General features: G+C 63.0%; 29 protein-coding genes. All 29 read left to right on the forward strand.

Annotated features, from left to right (window positions below):
• Nucleotides 1-34: 34 nt before the first annotated feature.
• Nucleotides 35-163, forward strand: coding sequence for a hypothetical protein (locus HUG10_RS22070; protein ID WP_281375751.1), 129 nt, complete (start codon nucleotides 35-37; stop codon nucleotides 161-163).
• Between the two features lie 262 nt (nucleotides 164-425).
• Nucleotides 426-716 carry an HNH endonuclease gene (locus HUG10_RS21030; RefSeq protein WP_179171646.1) on the forward strand — a complete coding sequence of 97 codons (291 nt, stop codon included), beginning with the start codon at nucleotides 426-428 and terminating at the stop codon, nucleotides 714-716.
• A gap of 31 nt (nucleotides 717-747) precedes the next feature.
• A complete protein-coding gene (locus HUG10_RS21035; RefSeq protein WP_179171647.1) occupies nucleotides 748-996 on the forward strand; it encodes a hypothetical protein in 249 nt (82 codons plus the stop codon).
• A gap of 483 nt (nucleotides 997-1,479) precedes the next feature.
• Complete coding sequence (locus HUG10_RS21040; protein ID WP_179171648.1) at nucleotides 1,480-1,767, forward strand: hypothetical protein; 288 nt, start codon at nucleotides 1,480-1,482, stop codon at nucleotides 1,765-1,767.
• 884 nt (nucleotides 1,768-2,651) lie between these two features.
• Nucleotides 2,652-2,972 carry a hypothetical protein gene (locus HUG10_RS21045; protein ID WP_179171649.1) on the forward strand — a complete coding sequence of 107 codons (321 nt, stop codon included), beginning with the start codon at nucleotides 2,652-2,654 and terminating at the stop codon, nucleotides 2,970-2,972.
• Nucleotides 2,972-3,136 (forward strand): hypothetical protein, encoded by a 165-nt coding sequence (locus HUG10_RS21050; RefSeq protein ID WP_179171650.1) that lies wholly within the window; start codon nucleotides 2,972-2,974, stop codon nucleotides 3,134-3,136. Before HUG10_RS21045 ends, HUG10_RS21050 begins: the two co-directional genes overlap by 1 nt.
• A gap of 100 nt (nucleotides 3,137-3,236) precedes the next feature.
• Nucleotides 3,237-3,374 (forward strand): hypothetical protein, encoded by a 138-nt coding sequence (locus HUG10_RS21055; protein ID WP_179171651.1) that lies wholly within the window; start codon nucleotides 3,237-3,239, stop codon nucleotides 3,372-3,374.
• A complete protein-coding gene (locus HUG10_RS21060) occupies nucleotides 3,374-3,619 on the forward strand; it encodes a hypothetical protein (RefSeq protein ID WP_179171652.1) in 246 nt (81 codons plus the stop codon). The genes HUG10_RS21055 and HUG10_RS21060 overlap by 1 nt, the downstream gene beginning before the upstream one ends.
• Complete coding sequence (locus HUG10_RS21065) at nucleotides 3,619-4,014, forward strand: hypothetical protein (protein ID WP_179171653.1); 396 nt, start codon at nucleotides 3,619-3,621, stop codon at nucleotides 4,012-4,014. The genes HUG10_RS21060 and HUG10_RS21065 overlap by 1 nt, the downstream gene beginning before the upstream one ends.
• 205 nt (nucleotides 4,015-4,219) lie before the next feature.
• Nucleotides 4,220-4,405, forward strand: coding sequence for a hypothetical protein (locus tag HUG10_RS21070; RefSeq protein ID WP_179171654.1), 186 nt, complete (start codon nucleotides 4,220-4,222; stop codon nucleotides 4,403-4,405).
• A 23-nt stretch (nucleotides 4,406-4,428) separates the two neighbouring features.
• A complete protein-coding gene (locus HUG10_RS21075) occupies nucleotides 4,429-4,611 on the forward strand; it encodes a hypothetical protein (RefSeq protein ID WP_179171655.1) in 183 nt (60 codons plus the stop codon).
• A 299-nt stretch (nucleotides 4,612-4,910) separates the two neighbouring features.
• Entirely contained in the window at nucleotides 4,911-5,378 is a 468-nt protein-coding gene (locus tag HUG10_RS21080; protein ID WP_179171656.1) for a hypothetical protein, read from the forward strand.
• Entirely contained in the window at nucleotides 5,378-5,569 is a 192-nt protein-coding gene (locus HUG10_RS21085; RefSeq protein WP_179171657.1) for a hypothetical protein, read from the forward strand. The genes HUG10_RS21080 and HUG10_RS21085 overlap by 1 nt, the downstream gene beginning before the upstream one ends.
• The gene (locus tag HUG10_RS21090) at nucleotides 5,569-5,823 is read left to right on the forward strand and encodes a hypothetical protein (RefSeq protein WP_179171658.1); all 255 of its coding nucleotides are present in this window, start codon (nucleotides 5,569-5,571) and stop codon (nucleotides 5,821-5,823) included. The genes HUG10_RS21085 and HUG10_RS21090 overlap by 1 nt, the downstream gene beginning before the upstream one ends.
• A gap of 148 nt (nucleotides 5,824-5,971) precedes the next feature.
• Nucleotides 5,972-6,121 (forward strand): hypothetical protein, encoded by a 150-nt coding sequence (locus HUG10_RS21095; protein ID WP_179171659.1) that lies wholly within the window; start codon nucleotides 5,972-5,974, stop codon nucleotides 6,119-6,121.
• Between the two features lie 290 nt (nucleotides 6,122-6,411).
• A complete protein-coding gene (locus tag HUG10_RS21100; RefSeq protein ID WP_179171660.1) occupies nucleotides 6,412-8,088 on the forward strand; it encodes an ATP-binding protein in 1,677 nt (558 codons plus the stop codon).
• A 447-nt stretch (nucleotides 8,089-8,535) separates the two neighbouring features.
• On the forward strand, nucleotides 8,536-8,793 hold the full coding sequence (locus HUG10_RS21105; protein ID WP_179171661.1) for a hypothetical protein: 258 nt from the start codon (nucleotides 8,536-8,538) through the stop codon (nucleotides 8,791-8,793).
• Between the two features lie 132 nt (nucleotides 8,794-8,925).
• The gene (locus tag HUG10_RS21110) at nucleotides 8,926-9,240 is read left to right on the forward strand and encodes a hypothetical protein (protein ID WP_179171662.1); all 315 of its coding nucleotides are present in this window, start codon (nucleotides 8,926-8,928) and stop codon (nucleotides 9,238-9,240) included.
• A 169-nt stretch (nucleotides 9,241-9,409) separates the two neighbouring features.
• On the forward strand, nucleotides 9,410-9,838 hold the full coding sequence (locus HUG10_RS21115) for a hypothetical protein (protein ID WP_179171663.1): 429 nt from the start codon (nucleotides 9,410-9,412) through the stop codon (nucleotides 9,836-9,838).
• The gene (locus tag HUG10_RS21120) at nucleotides 9,831-10,349 is read left to right on the forward strand and encodes a hypothetical protein (protein ID WP_179171664.1); all 519 of its coding nucleotides are present in this window, start codon (nucleotides 9,831-9,833) and stop codon (nucleotides 10,347-10,349) included. Before HUG10_RS21115 ends, HUG10_RS21120 begins: the two co-directional genes overlap by 8 nt.
• Nucleotides 10,349-10,609, forward strand: a complete 261-nt coding sequence (locus HUG10_RS21125; protein ID WP_179171665.1) for a hypothetical protein — start codon at nucleotides 10,349-10,351, stop codon at nucleotides 10,607-10,609. The genes HUG10_RS21120 and HUG10_RS21125 overlap by 1 nt, the downstream gene beginning before the upstream one ends.
• Nucleotides 10,610-11,058: 449 nt before the next feature.
• On the forward strand, nucleotides 11,059-11,199 hold the full coding sequence (locus HUG10_RS21130) for a hypothetical protein (protein ID WP_179171666.1): 141 nt from the start codon (nucleotides 11,059-11,061) through the stop codon (nucleotides 11,197-11,199).
• Nucleotides 11,192-11,410 (forward strand): hypothetical protein, encoded by a 219-nt coding sequence (locus tag HUG10_RS21135; RefSeq protein ID WP_179171667.1) that lies wholly within the window; start codon nucleotides 11,192-11,194, stop codon nucleotides 11,408-11,410. The genes HUG10_RS21130 and HUG10_RS21135 overlap by 8 nt, the downstream gene beginning before the upstream one ends.
• On the forward strand, nucleotides 11,403-11,585 hold the full coding sequence (locus HUG10_RS21140) for a hypothetical protein (protein WP_179171668.1): 183 nt from the start codon (nucleotides 11,403-11,405) through the stop codon (nucleotides 11,583-11,585). The genes HUG10_RS21135 and HUG10_RS21140 overlap by 8 nt, the downstream gene beginning before the upstream one ends.
• On the forward strand, nucleotides 11,582-12,205 hold the full coding sequence (locus HUG10_RS21145; protein WP_179171669.1) for a hypothetical protein: 624 nt from the start codon (nucleotides 11,582-11,584) through the stop codon (nucleotides 12,203-12,205). The genes HUG10_RS21140 and HUG10_RS21145 overlap by 4 nt, the downstream gene beginning before the upstream one ends.
• Before the next feature lie 71 nt (nucleotides 12,206-12,276).
• Nucleotides 12,277-12,735 (forward strand): HNH endonuclease signature motif containing protein, encoded by a 459-nt coding sequence (locus HUG10_RS21150; RefSeq protein WP_179171670.1) that lies wholly within the window; start codon nucleotides 12,277-12,279, stop codon nucleotides 12,733-12,735.
• A gap of 279 nt (nucleotides 12,736-13,014) precedes the next feature.
• The gene (locus HUG10_RS21155) at nucleotides 13,015-13,278 is read left to right on the forward strand and encodes a hypothetical protein (RefSeq protein ID WP_179171671.1); all 264 of its coding nucleotides are present in this window, start codon (nucleotides 13,015-13,017) and stop codon (nucleotides 13,276-13,278) included.
• Nucleotides 13,279-13,924: 646 nt separating this feature from the next.
• Nucleotides 13,925-14,260 (forward strand): hypothetical protein, encoded by a 336-nt coding sequence (locus HUG10_RS21160; RefSeq protein ID WP_179171672.1) that lies wholly within the window; start codon nucleotides 13,925-13,927, stop codon nucleotides 14,258-14,260.
• Between the two features lie 315 nt (nucleotides 14,261-14,575).
• The gene (locus tag HUG10_RS21165) at nucleotides 14,576-14,836 is read left to right on the forward strand and encodes a hypothetical protein (protein WP_179171673.1); all 261 of its coding nucleotides are present in this window, start codon (nucleotides 14,576-14,578) and stop codon (nucleotides 14,834-14,836) included.

A 14,836-nucleotide genomic window follows, 5' to 3' on the forward strand; every position in this document is an offset into this window, starting at 1 on the left:
CGGCTGGCTCACACCCCGCGCCCGAGAAGGCGATATGTTCGGCATCCAGATGGACAGCGGACGGATCGGCGTGTTCCAGATGGTCGACGTCGAGCGACCCGGGAACCCGAACGACATGTTCTTCGCCACGGTGGAGGACATCGGCTATCTGAACGAGAACTGACATGACCCCAACACCCGCATGGTCCCCTTCAGCCTGTACCCCTACCTCGACGCCCGATCCGTTCGAATGCCATCAGAATCGTCCGAGCACGAGTTCTGCATCACCTTCGGCTGCGAGATCATCGGTGATGAGTGCTTCCGCTGTGGACGGGCCGTAATCGAATGACACCCATCGAAGCCCAGATCGGCATGGTCATCTGGTTCTACTCGATGCTCCGTGTCGTCGAACATGGATACGAGTGGCTCAAACTGGCGAAGAAGTGATGGTCGACTACGGTCCGACCTGGGACGCTGCACGACTGGGCGAGCTCGAGCGATGCGACTACACCTGTCAGGGGTGCGGACGCGAACACGATCCCGAGACGCTGGACGATGAGAACGGAGTCAAGATCCACGTCCACCACAAAGTGAAGGCGAGACTGTTCCCTCGAATCGAAGACGCTCACTACCCCGAGAACCTGATCGCGCTCTGCTCCAGGTGCCACGGTCGAGTCGAGAGCGGCAAGCTTCCGGACTCGCGTCCGGACGTACGGGACGACGTCAATATGTACTGACCTTGAAGTGCCAGCAGAAGGAGTACGCAGTATGGAACTCGACGATTCACGATCGTTCTACCTGGGATTGCTCGTTGGCGGATACACCGAGGAGATCAACGGCCGGACGTACACTGGACAGGACGTCATCGACGCCATGGGACGAACCGAGATCGACGTGACGCCGGAGCTCGCCCGGTTCATCCTGCACGCGATCCACGAGCATCGGGACAGGCTGGATGATCCTGGGGACGTGAGAGGATTGGAAGCAGAGCTCCAGGCAATCAGCACTCAGGATTGAATGCCACCACAATCGGCTGGGCGAGCAGGTGGTTGAGAGGATGTACATGTCAAGAAGTACTGCACGTACGTACGTACGCGCACATATGTACGTGCACAAACCCGTGACATGTTACGGGGGTTCGCGGCATTGACCCAGATAGACCATATCGCCAGGGCGACCGCCTGACGGCTCCGCCCTGGATTGACCATATAGACCAGAATGAGCCAAAGATTTAAGTTTAGTATACGTTAGTACGACTCTCAGGGCGCTTACATGGGACGATTGGAATGCGAATGAGTGCGAAATGTTTATGTAGTGGAACGGAGTAGTTACGCATGTCAAACGGGTCCTCCGCCCGCTTTGATGCCGGCGTTTCCAGCGTCGGACCGACACTCCGTTCCACGCCCGCCCTTCCTCTTCGAAGGGCGTTTCGACTGATCCTTGAGCGTGAGCGAGATGTGGGAAAACTGGTATGACCTGGATAGTGCGTAGCACTACTTGATGCCCGTCTGTGAGCTGTGTAATCGGTTCAACGCGTCCTGTATTCTCGGAGTCGACGAGGATCTGGCATACAGGAACACCGAGACATGGCTTCGGTTGGATCGAGGCCAGGTGCGCCTCGCGTGCGCCCAGTGCGCGGAGACGCTCGTAAGCCGAGGGAACGCCAGAGAAATGCCGATCGAGGATGGTAATGCCCACGAGATCTGGTACTCGAACTGTCTCGAGATCACGGATGGAGAGGAGTCGATCTGGGCGAGATGGGCGCCGGATATGCTCGGCATGGCGTAACTCGGTGCGGTGCGGCGGTTTTAGCCGAACGAAGTGAGGCTGAGTAGTACCAACTGAGTGGGAATAGGCGCAAGTTGGGTTGCGTACCTGTCCGGAGGACTGACTCGATTTGCTGAGGTAGGGAGAATCGATAGATGGAGGTGGAATTGGATAGGATAGATTAGCGGGCAAATTCGCGAGATTCTCGTTTTGAGAGACCGCTAAACAGTGGATACGAGCCTCCTACGTACACTCTGTGGGCACTTGGAAACCCATGAATTGGGCACATACGAGCCTCGTAGCCCCTGATTTCGACTGGAGAAGTTCCTTACGATGCTTTTCGACGCGATATTTGGCGGTCTGTCTCCATACCCGAACTGGTGGTGGCACCTGCGCGGAGTGCTCGTTACCGTTACACGCCTATCCCTGTGACGTGCGCTGTCAACGAGACTACCGGTTTCGCGCGCGACCCCGCCGTGCTCGTTATCCTGTCGAGCCTATCCCTGTCTTCAGGCTATGACCTCGAGCTCGCAGATCCATGACCCCAGACGAAGTCCCCTGCGCTGCTTTTCATGACCAGAGCGGATCTGGTGTCCGGGAAGGGCTCTCGTTATCGCCGTCGCGCTATCCCAGAGCTCGTTACTGTTCTCGCGCTATCCCGGGCCCGATCGTTCCTGTTATCTCCTGGAGCCTATCCCGGGCTCACGTCACACACTCACACGCGACGCTCTACCCGAAACGGACCCAGCGCGCCACGTCGCAGAAACCCGGCACGCGCGCCGCCGACCTCGCCCACGTCACGCGATTACACGCATGTCAGATAATAGAAACACTTACTATCGCACCCCACCAAAGAAGAAGTAGGTCAGGAAAACTGGCCCACCCGAATGGAGAGTGACAACGCAATGGCAAGTCTGTACGAACCGGAAGAGGCCGAGAGCGCGAGAGAACACCTCGACGAGATGGAGGCGACGATCGTCGAAGACGCGGTCGACCTGTACGACCTCGTCTCAGGCGTCGAGATGACCGCCGCTGACGTAGCCGCCGAGCTCGAGTTCGTCGACGAAGACGAAGGCTCGCTCGAAGACGTCGACCTGGCGGTCGAGATGCTGGACGAGCTGCTGGGCGACAAGATGCTGTACCTGAACCGCCAGAAGCGCCGCGTCGAAGGGCTGCTCGAGGAGTACCGCATGATCTCCGCGGATCTCGAGGAGGCTGGGTTCTGATGAGCGTCGGGAAGGAGTTCGAGGTCGAGCGCGAGCACTCGCGCTACGAGAACGCGCTCGAAGACATCGAGCAGCTCGCACAGGACGGCATCGAGATGTTCGACGTCGACTCGAAGAACGAGGCGCTGCGTCGCATCCGTGACCTCGCCGAGGAGGTGCGCTGATGTCGCCCTGGCTCGCAGAAGCACGCCGTCGGGCGTTCTGCGGTGCGTGCGAGGCCGGCGTCGAACACGGCGACTGCGCGCGGTCGGGAGGTGACCGCTGATGGCCACCGTCGTGCACGACGGGGTCGAGTGCGAGGTCGTCGACGAAGAGACGCACTACGACAAGCGCATGCTGCGAATCGAGGGACCCGACCGCCGTGGCTGGGTCTTCGACACCGACGTCGAGGAGGTGGCGTGATGCGCCGAGTCCACGCCGAAGGGCTGCGCGAGCGGGCGAACATGCGCGAGGCGGCGCGAACCAGCGATGGTGGTCGCACCGACTACGTGTTCCTGTGCCGGCACTGCGGCGCGGAGCACGGCGAGAAGCGGCACTACGGCTCGTGCCCCGAGTGCGACGAGACGCCACCGACCGAGTGGTCGTCGACGATGGTGTTCCCAGAAGACGTCGCGGATCGCCAGGCGGAGATTCGGGGGGCCGCCTGATGGCCGACATCGCCGACCGCAAGGCGCGGGCGCTCGAGGAGATCGCCGAGGTGAAGATCGCCGAGGATGTGCCCGAGGAGCAGTACCGTGACTCGTTCGTCGAGGCCGCGATGGACGTCCTGTGCACGATGGTGACGCAGGCGTCGATGGAGTGGGACGAAGAAGAGGGCGAAGGCGCGGGTGACGACTACATGCATCCGATGGACGTCGTCGATGTCGAGAACGTGCAGAACGTGTACGTGACCGACGCGCCGTACCGGGCGCCGATGGTCGTGCTGCAAGTCGAGGAGTGCCCGACGTACGCGAAGCTGCTGACGGAGACTCGTGAAGTGTGGGTTCGAACGAAGCCGGCGCTCAGCTCCGAGAAGACGTGGGCGCGCTTCCAGGTGCGATAGGATGCGCGGCCCGTCGCAGCAATCAGGTGGAGGGGTGAAGTGGTAGTGGCGTACCTGCTGACCGCACTCATCGTGTGGCTCGGCGGGTTCCTGCTCTGCGTCGCGATCTACAGGGCGCTGACCGCAACGGTAGACGATATGTTACAGCAATGACGACACACGCAGTAGAAGACAAGCACGGCGATGAGCTCGAGGAGGCGGCCTGATGGCGTTCCTCGAAACGGAGAGCGACGCTCGCATCCACCTGGTTGGGTTCCCGAACCTCGCCGAGGTCGAGCTGTCGATACGGCCAGACGATCGCGACGAGAAGGCGCTGTTCGTCTCACTGAGTAGCGAGCAGGTGGACGAGCTCGTCGACCGACTCGAGTCGATGCAGGAGAAGGTGTGCTGATGCGGCGCCGAAGAACCCCGAGGATGGACCCGCCCGAACCGCCCGAGCCGGGCCCGCACCGCTACACCGTGCTGGTGGCGTACTGCTACGAATGTCGCGAGGTGTTCGGACCGACGCTGGCGGAGAACGTGGGCGAGGAGCTCGCGCGGAACCACCTGGGCCACCTGACGAAGACCATCGACGAGTGGGAGCACGTCGAGTACTGACTCCCGCGCTCCGCTTTTGCGCGCCGCCCCGCGCCTGATGCAGCCCCCTGCGTGGATCTTGTAGGGCACTGTCGTCGGCCGGTTCGGGCCATGACTCCCACACTAATCAGTTATCTGGACAGTCGTTGAATCTGTGGGTACACGGGCGTGTATACACGAGGGCCTCACGCCGTCTCCTGGTTGTCCGCCGAGTCGTTGTGCCCCGTCATGTAAGATAATAGAAATACTTAATATCGTATCACTCCTATGAAAGAATGGACACCGAGGAAAAACGGTGGCCATCTGGAGAGTGACCAGAGATGACACAGCAGACCCAGGCGACTGACGCACAGACCACCCAGAAGCCGCTGACGCAGGTCGACGACTTCGACCCGACCCAGCACGTCGTGGGGTTCAACGCCGCGACGATGAAGCGCGCGAAGTGGGAGGAGTTCGAGTTCACCGTCCTCGAGAGCGGCAACGTCGAGGTGCGGAACGCCTCGCACGGGGACGACGCAGACGCGCACGTGTACCACGTGGTGACCGACGCATCGGGCAACCCGAAGTGGTGCCTCCACGCGCTCGAAGACGACGTCGACGACGACTGGGAGCCGTGCCCAGCGATGGCGTTCCACGCGGCGCCGAAGAACCGTGCGACGGGCAAGGACACCGAGGACCTCATCGCCGACGGCGAGTACCGCGTGTGCAAGCACGCGCTCGCGTACGCTCGGAACGAAGCGATCGTCCGGACAGTGCGCCAGGTGAAGCGCGACGGTGGTGAGAACTGATGGAAGTCGCCGAGTCACTCGACGACGACGCGCGCTACGCCCTGCGTGGTGACGACGTCACGGTCAAGTTCGACGACCTGCGGTGGGCCGGCGGGAGCTGGGTGCTCACCAACGATGACGTGGAGGTCGCGATTGTGCGGTACAACGCCGTACCTGAACTGAGCGAGCTGTACGAGGAGGTCGAGAACTGATGGCTTCGAGCATCGACGGCATCAAGAACGTGCTGTCGCTCGGCCGGGTGCGCTACATCGTGGTGCGCCCGCACCGTGGGATGCACGACGGGTACGAGGTAATCAACGCGTGGAACCAGGACCAGATGCGCGAGTTCGGCCCCGACCAGCTGGACGAAGCCATCGAGTACGCACAGGACCAGGCCGCGTACGGGACGTTCGACCAGGTGCTGGCCGTCTTCCCGCCGGAGCGGAAGGACGAGGAGGAGAACTGATGCCCGTTCTTGGCGGCGGTCGCGTGGGCACGTACGAAATCACCTGCTGCGGAGAACGCCAGACGTGGCGGGGGACACCCGGGCCGTGGGGTGTGAACATGAAGTGCGAGGGCTGCGGATCGCACGTCACCGCGCGGAGGGTCGACTGATGAAGTTCGCGATCGTCGAGCACCCGGGGACCGCCGATGAACGCCAGGTCGCCAGCGGATTCATCTCGCGCTACGCTGCGCTGAAGGCGATGAGCGAGCTCGGTCAGGACCCGGTGAAGCACGAAGTGATTCGCGACTACGCGTCGTGACCCTGCTCAGCCAGTTCGTCCGGGCATGGCGCTGGCAACGCAGTCAGGAGTGCCACCACCGGCGCTGGCACGAGGACCCGCTGTTCGGGCCGCACCAGTAGCCGGCTTCCGCTTTTGCGTCGGGCCCCGTCGTCCTGCGGATCGGCGTCCCACGCGCCTGTCATGTCGCCCCCTCACCGCGCCGTGGTGCGGCAATCCGGCGCATGACAGATAATAGAAATCTTTAATATCGTATCTCCCCTATGATAGGATAGGCCCTGGGGAAACTCAGGTCACCTGGAGTGAAGAAGATGGCAAGTGACAACGCAGAGACGACGGAGTACAGCACGGGACAGATTGGCGTCGACGAAGAGCGCATCATCGACGAGCTGATTTTCAGCCAGGCCGAGGGGCTCCCGGACGGCATCCGGGAGGTGGCCCAGAACGGGCTCGATGCGCCCGGCTCGACCCGCGTCGAAATCGACGTGACGCCCGAGCGGACGGTGGTCACCGACGACGGTGATGGCATGGACCTGACCGACGAGAAGGTCCGGGAGTTCCTGACCCACCTCGGCAAGAGCACGAAGCGCGGCGACGACGAGACCATCGGCCAGTTCGGAATCGGCTTCGGTCAGGCCCTCGCGAAGGGCAAGGTCACCGCCCAGAGCGGGAGCTCGAAGGTCGAGTTCGACGCGAAGAACTGGTACCGCGACTACCGCCTGTACGAGACGGACGACTCGGTCTCGGGCTTCCGCGTCGAGATAGAGCACTACGAGGACGAAGTGCCCGCCGCCGACTCGAGCGAGTGGGACGACTACGTGGAGGACCTCGTCGACCGGTTCCAGTTCATGGAGCTGGTGAAGGACACCGAAGTCCACGTCAACGGCGAGCGCATCTCGGACAAGCGCCCCGAGGACGAGCAGGACGGCAACTACGAGATCGTCGACACCGACGTCGCGTACATGGTGCTGAAGCACTCCGGCTTCGACTGGGTCCGCATCTACAGCGCCGGGCTCTTCGTCACCGAGAACTCCGGGCTGGGGCTGGCGGGCACCGTCGTGACGAAGAAGAACCTGACGCTGAACACCGCGCGCAACTCGATTACGTCGGGCTGTGAGGTGTGGGCCGACGTCGAAGAGGAGCTCGCCGAGGCGCGGGCGTCCATCCTCAGCGACGTGGGCGACGACAAGATTTCGAAGGCCGGGCGTCGCGCCATCGTCCGCATGTTCCGGGAAGGGCACGACGAGTTCCGCGACCGGGAAGTGCTGAAGAAGGCGAACGGCGAGATGACGACCATCGACGACGTGCTGAGCGCCGAGCGCGTGATGTTCGCCGACCAGTCGGACAAGGCGGGCGGGAAGCTGGCCGACCACGGCGAGCAAGTCCTGATGGTCACCGACAAGGCGACCCAGGAGCTGATTGCCGGCGCCGAGCGCGAGCAGCTGACGCTCCCGCCCGAGAAGAACGTGCAGGCGACCGCGGCGAGCCAGGGCATCAGCAACGGCTACGACCTGCTCCCGCTCGAGGAGTTCCACTCGAAGCCGCTGGTGATGGCTCGCATCCTGCGCGAGAAGATGGCGGGCTACAGCCCGTACAGCCTGAACCGGGAGATCGTGCCGGGCGACGACTCGAGCGCGAACGCCTGGACGCTCCCCGACCCCGACAAGGTCTCGCCCGCCGCGCAGAAGTACCTCGACTCGATAGACAGCGACTACGACACGTACGTCGCGATCACCGACACCGCCTACAGCGCGCTGGCGTCGGAAGTCCTCGTTCTCGAGCTCTGGCGCATCCTGGCGCACGAGTTCGCGCACACGGACGACTCGACCGGCGAGCCGAACCACGGGACGGGCTTCCACCGCCGGTTCCGCGCCATCCTGGACGCGACCCAGCCGGCGGCCGTCGACCTGATGAACGAGATTCGCAAGGACGGCGTGACCGACGTGTTCAGCCGGTACGACCACGGGGTCCCGCACGCCCGGGCCTGAACCGGCTCCGCCTCCGGGCGGGCCGTGGCGCAGCAATCCGGAACGAGCGTCGGATCGACAGCGTGACGCTGGCGGTCGAACCGCCCCGACGCCGTGGCGACCCGTGCTTCCGTTGGAGTGAAGTACGGATGTCGCCTATCACCGCCTGGACGGGCCGTAAGCTCGTCCCACTCCAGGTGGCCACTCGCCGCTCGTCGGGCTGCACCACTCGGTGTAAGTGGCGGACGGCGGCGGGGCTTCGGCCCCGTGTCACCGATTCGTGTACGTACGTACAGACGCGTGTGTATGTACAGACGCACTTTCACATCCCTGACTTGTCAGACAGTAGAAATACTTATTATCCATACCAGAGAAGGATAGGACGGACCTCAGAAACAGAGGCCATCTGGAGACATGACTGAAACAGCCAACCTGACGATTACGGCCTGGAGTGACCCGACCGACCGAGTGCAAGAAGTCCGAAACATCCTGGGCCAGCTCCCCGGAGTGCCCAGCGGGAAGGAGTTCGCGTACCGCGGGATGACGATTCGCAAGCACGACGAGCACGCCCGCAGTCGTCGCCACCCCGCTATCGAAGTGTTCGACCCCGACGGCATCCGGCGAGCACGCATCCAGCCCGAAGAGAAGACGTCGGCCGAACTGACGATGGAGCTCGACGAGATCCGCACCGCCTGGGCACGCCAGGAGAGGGCCGAAGCGTTATAGTCGAGCTCGCGATCGCGCTCACCGTCGTCGCGCTCGGGCTCGCTGGCTTTTTCGCCGCGCTCGAGTACCTCGACTGGTGACGCGCGAAAACTTGTATGAAGTGTCCGTCGCCTACCGTGCGAGTGAGTACCAATGGGTGCCATCGAACGGATGGGCTGCATCGCGGATCGCCTCTCGACCGAGTGGGAGCTCGACGACGTCGTTATCGAGAAGACAGCCACAGCAACCGCGATGTATCGACACGCCTCCGGCGCGATCGTCATGTGGAGCGCCGAGCCCGGACACACCGTCCAGCTGTGGGATGCCGACGGCGACGTAGAGACGTGGCTCGACGACGAGCACGCCTCGCTCGATGCCGCCTCGGAAGCCGTCCAGACCTGTATCGAGATGGTGGACTATGGCACCGACCAGCTCATGCCACCACAGGCGTCGACCCCGCGACCGTAACGCCGCTTTTCCGCACCGCCCTGCGCCGTGTCAGACCGCGGCCACCGTTCGTCTCACCCGGGTCTGTCGATTATCAGCGATAGTATCGAAATAGCAACACTTAATATCGTATCACACCTCTAATAGAATGGACCTCGGCAAAACACGGTCCACCCGAATGGAGAAACCGATGAGTGACGACTACCCGACGACAGACGGTGGAGAACTGAACTATGAGCAGATGGTCGAAGACCTTGGCCTGGGCGACGTCTCCCCGGCGAACCCGACCTTCGTGGCGGGCGAGACCGGCGAAGTGATGGAGGTGACGTCCATCGACATCGAGGTCGGCAAGGCGTACCTGCGTGACTCGTACGACGGGCGCGGGTTCGACGAGGACATCGCGGAGCTCTGGGGCGCGTGGATGTGGGACGACCTGATGTTCCGCCGCCGCGTGTTCCTCCGGGGCGACCAGGTCGTGGTCAGCCGCCGCGAGCTGGCGTGCCTGGCGGACGAGGTGAACGATGCAGCCGGCGGCCAGGAGACGAACGAGCTCGAACGGGCGGTCGGGCACGCGTATGAAGTGCTCGACTGCGACCACGAGGTGAGCGTCGATGAGTGAGCAGTTCGCGCTGGTCGACGCGGACGGCCGCGTGGTCCACGTCTACGACAAGGGAGACGAGCGCGTCGAGACCTGGGGTGGCGACATCGCGCAGGTCGTGATCGCGCCCACCGACATGACCGACCCCGTGCCGGTCCCGACCGACGCGGCGGAGGTCGCCCGGCGCGAGCTCGATATCCTCATCCGCCAGACGGGTGGCGATGCCGGGTTCGACGTCCCGGAGTACGACATCGTCGAGGAGTCGATGACGCCCCTGGCGATGCTGAAGCTCGCGCTCGAGTCCGAGGCGGAGAGCCTGGACGTCGGCGGCCAGTCCGACTTCGGCCGGGGGAAGCGGGCGGGCCTCGAGTACGCGGTCGAGCTCCTCGAGGGCGTGGCCGACGTGACCGGGTCCGAGACGAGTCGCATCGACCCGTTGCAGGACGACATCTTCCGGGCGCTCGGGGCGTTCAAGGACGTGACCGTCGACCCAGATGAAATCGTCTACACGCTGTCCGGGGGTGAGGAGTGATGGGACTGTCCCGCCACGCCATCCACCAGCTGTACGGCGCGATCGCCGAAGCGCACCCGGAGACTCCGTGGTGGCAAGTCCACTACGAGTCGGATGTGCACGAGAACGACTGGGTGCTCGTCGACGGCGAGACCGAGGCCGACGTCCGGGCACGCTGGGACGAGCTGAAGGAGAACGCGCGTGACCAGACCGACACCGAGATCGTGCGGATCGTCCCGCTGAACGACCTGGCGAAGGAGCAGGCCGGCGCGACAGCCTGACCCAGCCCGCCGGATCGTTACGCCGCCTTGGTGGTGCCCGTAGTCACGGGTACGGGGTTCGACTCCCCGACGGCGCATGGCTTCGACGCCCGTTAGCCCAGTCGATGGGTTGATAGGGTGAAGGAGCCTACCGTCGCCTGGCACCAGATGGTGCCGTTCCGTTCGGGTGGGATAGCACGCGTCGGGCTGCTCGGCAAGGCGCTTCGGCGTCACGTGAGTCGGGTCAGAGGCTCGTGCAGACCCGTGCCGGCCCCCAGTTTGGGGGTCCGGCGCCCTTTCACAGTTCTGAGCCATCGGCTTCGGTGCGCCGTGGCGCGGCTTCCCGGCACGAGTGCTTGTTATCGTCAGTAGAGTATCCTACACAAGCCGACCCTGCGACGTCTGTTGATTACCAGCAGTCCTATCAGATAATACATATATTTATTATCGCCCCAGTCCAAGGATAAGATATGGGACAAAAAACCCATTCCGAGACGGAACGCGTGAACAGCCAGCGGTACGAGGGGAGCGAGTCGACGAGCCTGGACCTGAGCACCGAGCTCGCGCGGCTGAAGGAGATGCGCGAACAGCAGGAGGACGACGATGACTGAGCTGGCGCTGGTCCGAGCGATGCGGGCCACCCCGCGTCGGTGTGCGGAGTGCGGATCGACGACCGCCCGGCGCGTCCCGACGGTCCCGCACGACGTCCCGTCCCGACGACGCTGCTCGGACTGTGGGACCGAGCGGCCGAACCCGAACGACGACCGCAACTGGCGGAAGGAAGACGGCGAGTGGGTCCTGCGGGGTGAGGACGATGAGTAAGCTGTTCGGCCCCGTGCTCGTCCGCTGGGAGGGACCCGGCGGCGACGTCCGGACCCGCGAGTTCGTCCACCACAGCCTGAGCCCGGGCTGGATCGTCGGCTACGACAAGAACGAGAACCCGGTGAAGAAGATTCCGCGCAACCGCGTCTACGAAGTGGAGGTGCTCGGCCGATGAGCTTCGAGGACGACCGGGAAGAGGCGATGGACTCGTTCAACGACATGTCGCCCGCCGAGCTGGAGGAGTTGCTGCACGTCGAGCCCGAGTTCGACCCCGAGCACCAGATAGAGATGCTGCGCGAAGAAGTCGAGAGCCTCGCATACGACGCCGACGTTCTGGACGATGGAGCGACGTTCGAGGTCGTCGAGAAGGCGCTGCTGCACCCCGACCCGCTATGGGAGGAAGACACGGTGTGGTGGTTCGAGTACGACGGCGACGAAGGGTTCGCGGTCCGTGACCCCGAGGGGACGGTGCGCGGCGAGGTCGAGGGTGAGGACGCGTTCGACCAGTTCGGCGAGATCGCGTCGGAGTACCACCGCGAAGAGCAGATTCGCCGGTTCAAGGCGCGGGTGAAGGCGGGCCGCGCTGACGAGGGCGAGATGTGCCTGCTCCCGAACGGGAAGCTCGAGCTCACCGAGGACGGGATGGTCGCCGTGTTCGACCCGCAGCGTGAGCTGGCTGAAGTCGCGCACATCGACGACCCGCTCGATGAGATCGTGGTCGGTGTGATTGACGACTGGAAGCAGCAGATGCGCGCGAAGTACGCGGGAACGCCGATGGAGGAGCACTGGGATTGAGCGCGCTCCGCTTTTGCGCGCCGCCCCGTGCCCGACGGAGTTATCGCTCCGTAGATAGTACCAGTAGACTGATGGAAGAGCCGTGGCGCAACGTCGTAACGCTCGCCAGGGCGTACGAGAAGTACGGGTCAGCAGAAGGAGTCGCCGAGGCGTGGGGTTGTAGTGAACGGACGATTCGGACGTGGCTGCACAAGCACGACGAAATCGAAGTCCAGCGCCAGGGCCGGCGCCCGTCGTGGGAAGACACCGAGCCGCCGAACCACGTGCTCGAGGACGACGAGGGCTACGAGATCGTCGAGTCGTTCTGTCCCGTTCGCGATGAGACGGGTGAGCTCGTGAAGATAGAGCGGAAGGCGGTGCGAATCCACCGCCTCGTGATGGTCGCGTACTGGGGGTTCGACGCTGTGAAGGACGCCGAAGTGCATCACCGCAACGGCGGGAAGATAGACAACCGTCCGAGCAATCTCGTGCCGCTCGACCCGCTGCGCCACGCGTACGTCGGGTCGAAGTACCGCGACAAGTGGGACTGACGTCGAGCGTTCTCGTTAGTGTAGAATCGCGTATCCCGGGCCCGCGTTAGTGCGTTCTTGTTATCCAGGCTCGAGTATCCCTTGCGGTTACCGCAAGTCCACTCCCCCAGTAGAGGTACGAGCCCTTCGCACATCAATTGTGTCAAGTAAGAAACTATTGCCGCATCAAGCGCCCACGCGCGGCATCCCGGCAATTCCTCACGCTAATCGACAGACGGCATCGACATGCCTCATGTTAAACTGTAAACACTTATTACCCTACCCAACGAAGGATAAGATATGGGACAAAAATCCCACCCAGCGGAATGCGGTTCGAGCAGTAGCGGCAACCTCGCGGCCCCAGTGAAAGTGAATGTGGGCCTCTGGAAATGGGACGCGGATCTCGAGAAGCGCATCGCCCTCGAGTCAGTCAAGTGCCACCTCACGGACATCTCACCCGACGGAGAATTTGGCCTCGTCGAGGTCGCGGAAGACGCGGACTTCTTCGACGAGTGGAGAGTGGGTGAAATAAAAGAGATCGAGATGGGCCAGTTGCACTGGTAAGCGGGCTCATGCTAAGCCTTCTCATCGCGCTCGGCGTGTGCGGTGCGGGGCTCGGGGCCTTCTGGGTGCTGGCGCGGCACCTCTGACGGCTCGGGCCCCCTCCGGCGACGCGTGTGTATGTACGTACGTGTCTGTACGTACGGACGTCTTCCGCATTCCCGCCGCGTCCCCGTCGACTGTCGTTTCCTCTCCGTCCACTCCGTCACCTCCAACGCGGATTAGTAGAGGATTTTACTATCTGCACGAACTGGGACGCGAATACAACTCGCCTACGTGAGATCCACAGGCACTACACGTCGACGAGTTTCAGACGGCATGACTCCTACCCCCTGTGGCCACATTCGGATCGTTCGAGCCCTGTGCTCACCGTCTCACACGCGCGGATTCGGGCGTCTCATATTTGCCGGCTCGAACCCCCATTTCCACTCCGCGACCCGGCGCGGCAACCCGGTGATCGTCGGCGTTTCTCTCATGAGTCATGTTGATAAAGAAACACTTATACTCGCTTCCCTCCTATCATAGAATGAGGACCAAAATCCTCACCCAACGGAACAATGGACTACGTGACCCACCTACGGCAACGGAAAATGGCGCGAGCGCGAGACGAGTGTGTGTGGCCTTCGGACCTCAACGAGGACGACGAGCGATGAGCTTCACACCTACCCACGAGCTGGCGGAGCGCCTCGCGGATCACCTTGCCCCCATCTCAAGCGACGAGGGGCAAGCGAAAATCGCGGACTCATCCCACGTCTACGAGGTGTGGGAGGACGGGGAAGTGACCCTCACCAAAGCGGGTCAATTCTTTCGGAAGCGGACGATGAAGCAGGCCCAAGAGCCGTGGCTCCCACGCAACCAACAACTCTGGGACGTGCCGGAGGGGAAGGACCACCAATCCTACGTGCTGCTGTCGAGGGAGGGACTCACGGTCATCAAAGAGTACATGGAGGAAGGCGACTTCGGGTATTGCTACCTCACGCCGTGACCTAACACGGCTCACATGCCACCACGGACGGTGGCTCGTGTTACGCTTTTCCGCACCGCCCCGCCGCTCGTGACCATTGCTTCCACTCCGATCGCGAGCTCGACGAGCATCGTCTCACCGCATGACCCCTACACTCGATGCGGATTTCGACCCTGTCTGCGGGTTGTGACCGGGCCCATATCCCCTGTTTCCGCTCCGCACCCCGCGCGACACCGCTCGGCTATCCGGCACGCACGCCGCTAATCGCACGACGTGGCGGACATGAGTTATGATGATAAAGAAACACTTATACTTGTATGCATCCTATCAAGAAGTATGGAACCAAAAATTCCATCCCGAGCGGAGAGCGACGGCAACGAGGCCACCGCGACTGTCGAGATAACGCTGGGCCACGTGGCCGAGTCGGGCGAGTTGGCCCTGGCGCTGGCCGAGAAGGCCCGCGAGCTGGAGGAGTGCGCGGAGACGGACGTCCCGAACCGCCAGCCAGTGCACGAGCTGCACGCGGCGATTTGCCGCGGGGCGAGCGAGGAGTTCCAGCGAGTGTACAGCGAATGGCGCGAGGAGCGGAGGGCCTGA

Origin of the sequence: Halorarum halophilum (genome assembly GCF_013401515.1) — an archaeon.
In the GTDB taxonomy this organism is placed as follows: domain Archaea; phylum Halobacteriota; class Halobacteria; order Halobacteriales; family Haloferacaceae; genus Halorarum; species Halorarum halophilum.